General features: G+C 62.5%; 9 protein-coding genes. 1 reads left to right on the forward strand and 8 read right to left on the reverse strand.

Annotated elements, in window-relative coordinates; all coding sequences use genetic code 11:
* The 5 genes from IEX97_RS12485 to IEX97_RS12505 all read right to left on the reverse strand — a co-directional run.
* Nucleotides 1-548 (reverse strand): AMP-binding protein (locus tag IEX97_RS12485; protein WP_188883437.1); only part of this gene is annotated, 548 nt, incomplete at its 3' end.
* A 143-nt stretch (nt 549-691) separates the two neighbouring features.
* Nucleotides 692-2,146 (reverse strand): MFS transporter, encoded by a 1,455-nt coding sequence (locus IEX97_RS12490; protein ID WP_229776897.1) that lies wholly within the window; start codon nt 2,144-2,146, stop codon nt 692-694.
* Between the two features lie 179 nt (nt 2,147-2,325).
* The gene (locus tag IEX97_RS12495; protein ID WP_188883438.1) at nt 2,326-3,531 is read right to left on the reverse strand and encodes an acyltransferase; all 1,206 of its coding nucleotides are present in this window, start codon (nt 3,529-3,531) and stop codon (nt 2,326-2,328) included.
* Nucleotides 3,532-3,791: 260 nt separating this feature from the next.
* The gene (locus tag IEX97_RS12500) at nt 3,792-4,559 is read right to left on the reverse strand and encodes a phytanoyl-CoA dioxygenase family protein (protein WP_188883439.1); all 768 of its coding nucleotides are present in this window, start codon (nt 4,557-4,559) and stop codon (nt 3,792-3,794) included.
* Between the two features lie 156 nt (nt 4,560-4,715).
* Complete coding sequence (locus tag IEX97_RS12505; RefSeq protein ID WP_229776898.1) at nt 4,716-5,510, reverse strand: RpnC/YadD family protein; 795 nt, start codon at nt 5,508-5,510, stop codon at nt 4,716-4,718.
* 245 nt (nt 5,511-5,755) lie between these two features.
* Here IEX97_RS12505 and IEX97_RS12510 point away from each other — a divergent pair, with 245 nt between their 5' ends.
* The gene (locus IEX97_RS12510; protein WP_188883441.1) at nt 5,756-6,583 is read left to right on the forward strand and encodes a tyrosine-protein phosphatase; all 828 of its coding nucleotides are present in this window, start codon (nt 5,756-5,758) and stop codon (nt 6,581-6,583) included.
* 98 nt (nt 6,584-6,681) lie between these two features.
* Here IEX97_RS12510 and IEX97_RS12515 read toward each other — a convergent pair whose 3' ends face one another.
* The 3 genes from IEX97_RS12515 to IEX97_RS12525 form a co-directional block, all read right to left on the reverse strand.
* Nucleotides 6,682-7,011, reverse strand: a complete 330-nt coding sequence (locus tag IEX97_RS12515) for a hypothetical protein (protein WP_188883442.1) — start codon at nt 7,009-7,011, stop codon at nt 6,682-6,684.
* A 254-nt stretch (nt 7,012-7,265) separates the two neighbouring features.
* Nucleotides 7,266-7,730 carry an RDD family protein gene (locus IEX97_RS12520; RefSeq protein ID WP_188883443.1) on the reverse strand — a complete coding sequence of 155 codons (465 nt, stop codon included), beginning with the start codon at nt 7,728-7,730 and terminating at the stop codon, nt 7,266-7,268.
* 95 nt (nt 7,731-7,825) lie between these two features.
* Complete coding sequence (locus IEX97_RS12525) at nt 7,826-8,404, reverse strand: tetratricopeptide repeat protein (protein ID WP_188883444.1); 579 nt, start codon at nt 8,402-8,404, stop codon at nt 7,826-7,828.
* Between the last annotated feature and the right edge of the window lie 318 nt (nt 8,405-8,722).

The following is an 8,722-nucleotide window of genomic DNA, read 5'->3' on the forward strand; positions in this document are numbered from 1 at the left end:
GCCGCCTCAGCCCCAGGCTCAGCCCCGGACGCTGCCACCCCGGGCGTCGCCGCGATGGCGCGGGGGCCGGCACCCGCCTCCCCGCCGTCTGCCCGCACCGCCTCGGTCCAGGCGCCATCCGCGCGCATCCGGCGCGTCGCCGTGAGCGGACACGCCCCCGCGTCCGCCAGCACGAACACCGACTGCAGCTGCCGCAGATCCTCGTGCGCCAGGAAGTACGCCTGCATCCCCGGATGGATGAACGCGGCCCTCGGCTCTGCCCGCGGCACCACGCGGTCGAGCTCCGGCACCGGCATCGCCGGATTGATGGGCACCACCGTGGCGCCATGGCAGAGGATGGCCACATAGATGACCGCGAACGCGTACGAGTTCGGCAGCGCCAGCACGACCCGGTGCCCCTTGCCCACGCCGGCCGCCGCGAGCCATTGCCGCACCTGGGTGACGTCTTGCCAAAACGCGCCGGCCGTGTACCATCTGTCTTTGTATGCCAGAAGCGGTTCTTCTCCACGCTGCGGAACCGCCGCCAGTCGAAGGCTCAGTTGTGACATGCGCACACGCTCCAGTCTAGGTCATGAATTCTCCCGGCGCTGCAAAGACCTCGCCGCGGCCGTTCCGCCGGCATCCCGGCCTGCGCAGCGCCTCCGGCCAACTTTCCGGCGTGAGCAACCGCGGCGGACACCTCCAATTCCCGTCAGCGGACAGGCGCCTTTGCGCCGTGGAGCACCGCGTTCGCCTCCGCCTCCAACTCCTCGAACGAGATGTCCGTCCCCGCCTCCTCGATGCTGATCCACGCCGTTTCGCGGCCAAAGACCACAAACGGCAGCGCCAGCACCAACAGGGCAATGCCAATGGCCGCAAACAGCAACCGGTTGCCCCACGCCGCAAGCAGCGCCGGGATGAAGTACAGCGTCACCACGCCGCTCAACAACCGGGCGAACATCTCGCTGAAATACACCCCTTCGCCGCGCAACCGGGTCGGGAACTGCTCCGAGACGCAGATCTTCGAGACCGGAAACACCCCGAGCCCGAAGAACGACGTCAGAAACGCCGCCAAAAGCACCCACGCCGGCGCCTGCGCCAGCGCGAACAAGCCGCATCCGACGCCGGCGAGCAGGAAGTAGAGCGACAGGACCCGCTTGCGGCCCCAGCTGTCGGCGAGATACCCTTCCAGGACCGATCCCAGGCCGCCGACGACCATCATCATGCCGGTGAAGAGGATGGAGTTATCCGCCTGAAAGCCCCGGTCCTGCAGCATGGTCGCGCCGAACGTGAGCACGATGTAAAACAGGACCAACGCACCCATCAACTGTAACGCGACGAGCAGACCGCGCCCGATGTACGGGGGCTTGAACAAGAGCTTGAGGTTCGCCACCCGGTTGGCGCCCTTGTGGATGACCACAAGCGCCCGCCGGTTGATGAGCGTCGTGTCGTGGGGCAGCCCGGCTTCGTCCTCCAACCGCTCCACCAGACGGCGCACCTCCTCCCGCCGCCCGCGCTTGAGGAGAAAACGAGGCGACTCGGGCAGCCAAAGCCAAAGCGGAATGAGCAGCACCAGCGGCAGCGCGCCCATCACGAACGGCACCCGCCAGGCCACATCCGCCGGGAAGCGGTGCAGCGCCCACACGGCGGCGATGGTCGGCACGACATAGGCCGCGGTCAAAAACCCGTTCGAATAACCGACGCTCACCGCCCGCCGCTTGGTGTGCACAAACTCCGCCAACAGGAGATAAGGCATCGGGATGACCGCCCCCTCGCCGAGGCCGGCGACGAAGCGGACCAGCCACAGCCCCCAGAACGTATGCACAAACGCGCCCAAGAGCGTCACCACCGAGAAGAACGCCACGCCCCACAGCACCACCGGCCGGCGGCCGAAACGGTCCGCGATGACCCCGGCCGGAATCATGCCCAAGACCACGCCGAGCGTCGAAGCGATGCCGAGCAGCCCCTGCTGGGCGTGGGAGAGATGCCACGCGTCCTTGAGCTCCGAGACCACCGGACCGACGATGCCGATGTCGAACGCTTCCGCCAGCCACACCAAGGACAGGATGGCCACCAGCCCCACCAGGGTCGGCGTCATCGGGATGCGATCCAGGCGCGCCAGCAGGTTCTCGTCCTCGAACAGTTTATCCTCCAACCGCGCGCTCACGCGCTTTCACCCCCGCGGGTGGAAACACCCGAATGGTGAAGTTCATTGTCGCAGATTTGCCTGTAAATCTCCTTAAAAACGAAACGGACACGCGGACAGCGTCCGCCGCTGCGGCCGCCTACCGTTCATCCGGCGTCTTGTCCTCTCCCGCGGCACGCAAGCGGAGCCGGCGGCCACCCTTACGAAGCCCGCGGCAGGCGCGCCGCCTTCGCCGCCCGCGGCCACGGCGTGCGCTGGCCGACGATGTAGCCAAGCAGCGGCACACGGGCGATGGCGCGCGCCAACACAATGCCGCCGCCGTAGACCACCGCAATCGACACCGGCACCAGCCACCGGCGCAGGACAGGGTGCGGGTGGAAGTGGTAGACCGCGATCGCGACGTAGTGCAACAGGATCGGATGGACGAGAAAGACGCCGAACGACGCCCCGCCCGCCGCCAGCACAAACTTCGAAAACCACCGCACCCGCGGCGCCTGGCGGACGTCGGCCCACGCGATGCCCGCGCGCAGCAAGGCCATGGCGACGAGAAAGCTCCAGACCACCATGATGGGCTGCAGCACCAGCACCGCCATCGTCTCGTTCTCGTGCCAGACCATCCGCTGCAACCAGAAGTGTCCCCAGAGCACCGCCAAACCAAGCACCAAGGCCGCGTACACCGTGCGCGGATGCGCCTTCAACCACGGCCGCCACCGATCGTAGTGGACAGCCATCAGCCCGCCGGCGATGAACCAGAACTCGTACGTGATGACGTTGCGGTCCCGGTACTGGATGAGCGCGTGCAGCCACCCGGGCAATCCGGCGAGCGGCATTTGCTGTAGGACGGCCTCGTTCAGCCACATCAACCCAAGCTCGACCAGGAAGCTGACGGCGAACACCCAGCCGTGCCAGCGTTCCGTCGCCTTCAGCAGCCGCACCACCAGCGGGAAAAGCAGGTAGAACTGCATCGAGATGACCAGGTAATACAGAAAAAACTGGTTCCCCGTCAGGAGCGACTGCCAGATGGTTTGCGCCAGGTACGGCGCCGTCCATTCGAAACCCTTCAGGTACGTGCCTTCAAACAGGATGTAGATGACCGTCCACGCGATGTACGGGATGACGATGAGCTTGAAACGCTTCGCCCAGAATTCCGTGGCACGAAATGTTCGCCGGTAATAGGTGACGAACAGCACCATACCGGTCATAAACATGAACACTTCGCGCGTGAAATGCAACGCCACCAACGCCGCCTCGTAGCCAAGCTGCGTCGGCGACAACTCCCGCTCAAACAGGTTGTAAAACGAAATGGTGTGCACGCACGTCACGCCGAGGATGACGAACGCACGCAACAGATCGATCTCGTACAGGTGCTGCTTTTTGGGTTTCTCTGTTGCCGCCGCGTCAGCCACAGGCACACCCCTTACATTTCTTATAAAATCTTACAGACCCAAACCCACAACCCCGGATTGGGCCTGCTTTTGTCCATCACAAGTTTACAAAGCGCAGCCCTATTATACGTTAAGAACGGCTGCCGACAATGTGGAGAAGTTATGGAGGTGATGCCCGCGGCGATCACGCCCCCCGTTGCATCCTTGCCCTCCCCATGGTACGCCTTGCCCATGGTACGCCTGGACGCCGCTTCGCGGCGGCCGGCCTTGCCCGGCCGCCATCACCGCGCCCGCTCCTGGACGATGTCCCGCATCCCCGGCCAGTGCAGCCAGATGTCGAGCATCGGCTCCTGCCACCGCTCGCGCGAAAAGTCTTTGTGGTAGAGGCGAAAGAACACCGCATACCGGATGTACGGCGAGACGTTCATCGCCACGCCGTGCGCAAGTTGGTAATGGGCGAAGATCACGTCACCCACCTGGCCCAACACCTGCTTTGGCTCGGGCAGCTCGACGGGCGGCATGCCTTGGAGCAGCGCTTCCGCGCCATGTTGACGGAAGTACTGTTCGTACAAGCGGTGAGTGCCCGGCCACACGGTGAAGTTCCCGGCGTATTCGCGCGTGACGTCGGAGAGCAGGACGCCGACGAGCATGGTGAAGTTTTGGATGGTCCCGGCAGGGACGCCGTTGTGCGGGCTGTGCATACCGTCGAGGTGCGGCACCGGAGGCTTGGGCGGGTCTTGGAGGACAGGAAAGCGCAGCGCAATCTGCGCGCTGGTGACCGGCCGGATGTTACCTTCCCCGAGCACCGACTCGGCCAGTTCCCAGGCGGGTGTTTTGTTGAGGAGGTCCGTGATGACCGGATGGCGCTGCAGTTCGCGGCAGAACGATTGCGCCCGGTAGACGGGCATCTCCTTGGGGTCCATGCCTTCGCCGAGGTTGGCGTGGATGTGCTGCAGCGCCGCCTCCACCATGATCCGCGGGACGACGCCCGGCACCTTGACGAAACCGTTTTCAAAGATTTCACACCGCTGCGCGTACGACAGCTTCATGGCCCGACCTCCTCGCGGAGCAAACTGCCTGCAGATGAGGCTATCTACAGGTTACCAGTTCGCCCTCGCCACGGCAACGGGTGCTTTGTGTGCATGCGCGGGTACCAACATACGATGTCCACCCGCCTGCGAGCAGACCGACGTCCCCATATGTCCTCAATTCAGGAGTTTTCGGACTTCCTCGACGGGCAGGTTCGTCAACGACGCCACCTTGTCCGGTGCCATCCCCTCCTTGAGCAGGTTCCTGGCCACTTCCAAGCGGCCTTGCTGCAAACCTTTCTGCTCACCCATTTCGAAGATCTCTTCTGCCATTTTGCTCATGCGGATCAGCTCCTTCTCAAGCCGTTTTCGTTCGTCGTCCGAGAGCACTCGCCCAGATAGTCCCAAGATGGCCGCGGTGACGAAATCCCGTTCATCCTGAGGAAGCCGTTCCATGATCGAGATCACAATGCGAAACGCTTCTTCCCGGTTTTTTCGCGTTCTCTTCATGCACAGAGCCAGCGCGAGGCGCGTCCGGTCTTCCGGCGTCCACACACCCATTCGCAAGTCCTGCATCACAATATCGAGCGCCTCATCTCCGTCCAGCTTCGACAGATAAATATTTTCCACTCGGTAACAGATGCTGCCCGCGAATACGCGATCTGCTACCGATTCCGCCGACGCATACAGTACCACCGTGCGAATGGGATGCTGATAGCGACGAAACAACAATGCATCGTACTCAAGAAACCTGTGCAGGTCGTCCTGCCGAAATGACGTCTGAAATTCCAGGTGCAACAGAAGCCCGGAATCCGTTCTCCACAGCATGTCCACCTGACGATTTTCCACACTGGGCAAATCGGTGGACAAGGCCTCAACCAACCGGAGGTCTGGCAGACCCAATACAGCCAGCCCGCCGTTTGACCATCCCTGAGCCAACTTGCGCTGGATGATGTCTTTGGCTTGATGCATCTCCGCACCTCTTGCCATTCATTATATGGGGGCGAGATGCGCACGTCGATGACCCATGGTTGAAAATCTTTCGCCACAGAAGATATTTGCCCCGCGATTCTCGTTCCGCACTCCATGCAAAGGGGGCACCCCGTAATCAAGGGAGCAAACGACACCGCGCCGCCAAAGCGGTATACTCAAAAGCGACGGATACGATCGCGCCTCCCAGTTGCCGCGAAGCTTGGGTGCACCGGGGCGCAGGATGGATGATGAACATGGCAGATTACGGATTCGATAACCTGGTGGACATTCACACGCACGTGATTCCCGGCGTCGACGACGGGCCGCGGACGCTGGAGGATGCCGCGCGCCTGCTCACCGCGTTGCGCGCAAGCGGTGTCAACCGCGTTTTCTGCACTTCCCATTTCAAGAGCCCGCACTTCGACACGCCGCTCGAGGACCTGCAAGCGCAATTCCAGCTTCTGTGCGCCGCGCGCGCCAAGTTACCTGAGCCCGGCGCCTGGCCGGAGCTTGTCTTCGGTGCGGAGGTGCGCATCTCCCCGGCCATCGAGCCGGAATTGCGCGCCTGCGCAGTCCCGCGCCTGGGCGAGACCGACTACGTCCTCGCCGAGTACCCGTCGCGAGACATCAAGGTGAGCGACTTTCAGCTGCAATACGAGCTGCGCGTGCGCGGGTACAAGACCATTCTCGCCCATCCGGAGCGCAATCTGCTGCTTTTGCGGTGCCCGGAATTGGTGGAGGACTTGATGGAAAACGGCATGCTGATGCAGGTGACGGCCGAGTCGTTGCTCGGCGACGAGCGGAAAGGGGATCCGCCGACGCGGTTCGCGTGGGAGATTGTCCGCAAGGGGCAGGCGGCCCTCATCGCCTCGGACGCGCATGACCCTGAACACCGCCGGCCGGTGTTGCGGCAAGCGTACGAGCGGATCGCGGACAGGTTGGGAGAAGCGGTGGCGCTCGCGTTCATCGAGAACGCCAATGCGGTGTGGGAAAACCGGACCTGCCGGCCCGTGCCGCCGTCGTTGCCGAAGCACCGCTTCATCCTCATTCCGCCTCGGCAGCGCCCGCACTGATAGGGGCCATCATGACGCGCGCCGACCAGGGCACGCTCCCGCGGCCGTGGCGCGGAAAGATGGTGTGCATCCTGGGAACACCGCCTGCCGCCCCATCGTCAGTGACGGCCGAACCACCGCCTTAGACCGCCGCGATCCCGCCGCGGCCGGTGTTCCGCCACCCAGGCGGCGCGCAGGCGCTCAATTTCGTCCCGCAGCGCCTGCCGTGCCGCCGCGTCGTCCGCGCCGCTCTCCCGCGTGCCGACAAGGACCAGGTGCGGACGCCCGGCGCGGCAATAGGGACACGCCGTGTACTGTTCATACGCCGCCGTATCCCCGCCGCAGGCGCGGCAGAAGTAATAGAACATGCGGATGGACGACGCCAGCAGTTGCTGACCTTCGCTCACATGCTCCGCGTGCACATGTTCCTCGCGGTCCTGCACAGCCAAGCACCTCCCCACCCGGCGGCGCTCCAATCCGTCCGTACGGAATACCATGGGAACCACGCGGGAACGATCCGACGTAATATTGTGATACTTTGTGTGCAAACACAGGCGGCAACGCACTGCCGCCCGTCATCTGTCTCTGATATCTTCTTAATATGCAGCCTACCGCCATTGTATCACAGTTCCCACAGGCCGTCTGCAGCAAGAAGTGTCGAGGCATGTCGAACGAAACGAAAAGGGAAAAGAGATGCGAGATGCTAGACCAACGCCTTTCGTTGCACCGGGCGGGACGCGGTGGCGCGCGGCACGCGGACCACGTACGTGCTGCAGATGAGATCGTGGAGCGTTTGCTTGTACTTCGTCCATCCGGCCAGCATGAAGCCGATGCTGAAGCTGAACAACGACAAGCACATGGCGAAGTAGCGGCCGATGACCACGCCCCACGTCAGGGGCCGCCCGTCATCGCGCACGAGCACATGGCCCATCGCCATCTTCCCCAAGGTCTGGCCGGTCAGCTTTTGCAGGACAATGAGGTTCACCACGCTCGCGGCGACGAGCACGAGGCACTCTGTCACCCAGGCCGCCGGACCGTACCAGTGCAGTGCCGTGAACAGCGAGGCAAACAGCACGACTGCAGCCAGGGCGAACACGCCATCGATGAGCAACTCGGCCACCCTGGGCCAGAATCCAACGTGATCGAACCCGGTTTCTTCCCGGCGCATCGAGAGCTTCTCATTCCTTTCTAGCGTGTTAAGTAGAGATGGGACGCGCTGCACGCTGTGGGTCAGTAGGAGGCCGTGCGCTTCGTGCGAGCGTTCTATTTCAACGACGCAAGTTCCTGCTGAAGGGCTTTATAATTTGGATCTGACTTCGGCACCTTCTGCAGGCCTTCCTTCAGTACCGCGCGAGCCGCCGCTTTGTTTCCGAGCGTGACCTCTGTAATGGCGAGATTCAGCCATCCGAACATGTACTTCGGACTGAGCCGGGTGGCCTTTTGATAATACGGCAATGCGGCGCGCGGTTTGTTCAGTCCGCGCAAATATACGTTCCCGATAAAGTTCTCGATCTCGCCGTTCTTCGGTTCTAAGGTTGCCGCTTTCTTGTAGTAGTTCAGCGCCAGTTGGTATTGGCCGTTCACGTACGCACTTCTTGCCGCGTCGAGTTGAGCCTGCACGTCCTTCGGGCGCTGGCGGGCCACTTGAATGAAATGCTGGAGCTTGGCCTTGCCGAAGTACGCCGTTCCTCCGAGGATCATCGTCTGACCGGAGTTGCTCTGGCGGACCACGGTGCCCTGCTTTTGCGCATTCGGCTCGGCGTTCGCCGTGCGATTGGTCAATCCGCAACCGGTAAGCGTCAAAGCGAGAACGAGGCTCGAAAGAATCGCTACTCTCTTCATGTAGGTGCCTCCCATGTGCGTCTCACACCGCTACCTTACCACACAATGCAGCACTGAACAATCGAGCGCCAGAATGCCTATATATACATGACCACCTCCGATAAATGGCGTCATTGTGGAATTGGCCGTAAACCTCCGATGTGGAAATCAGGGACGCGAGTGCACCCGACACAGATTCCGCGCCACGTCGCAGTTTGGTGAACTGGAAATCAGAATGAAGACTTGCGGGAATGATGGGACTGACGCGGATTCCCTATATATGGTTCTATGAAAGCGCGATCATTTGTAAATTTGATCAGATATGGAAACGACCTGCGC

Origin of the sequence: Paenalicyclobacillus cellulosilyticus (assembly GCF_014647315.1) — a bacterium.
In the GTDB taxonomy this organism is placed as follows: Bacteria; Bacillota; Bacilli; order Alicyclobacillales; family Alicyclobacillaceae; genus Alicyclobacillus_J; species Alicyclobacillus_J cellulosilyticus.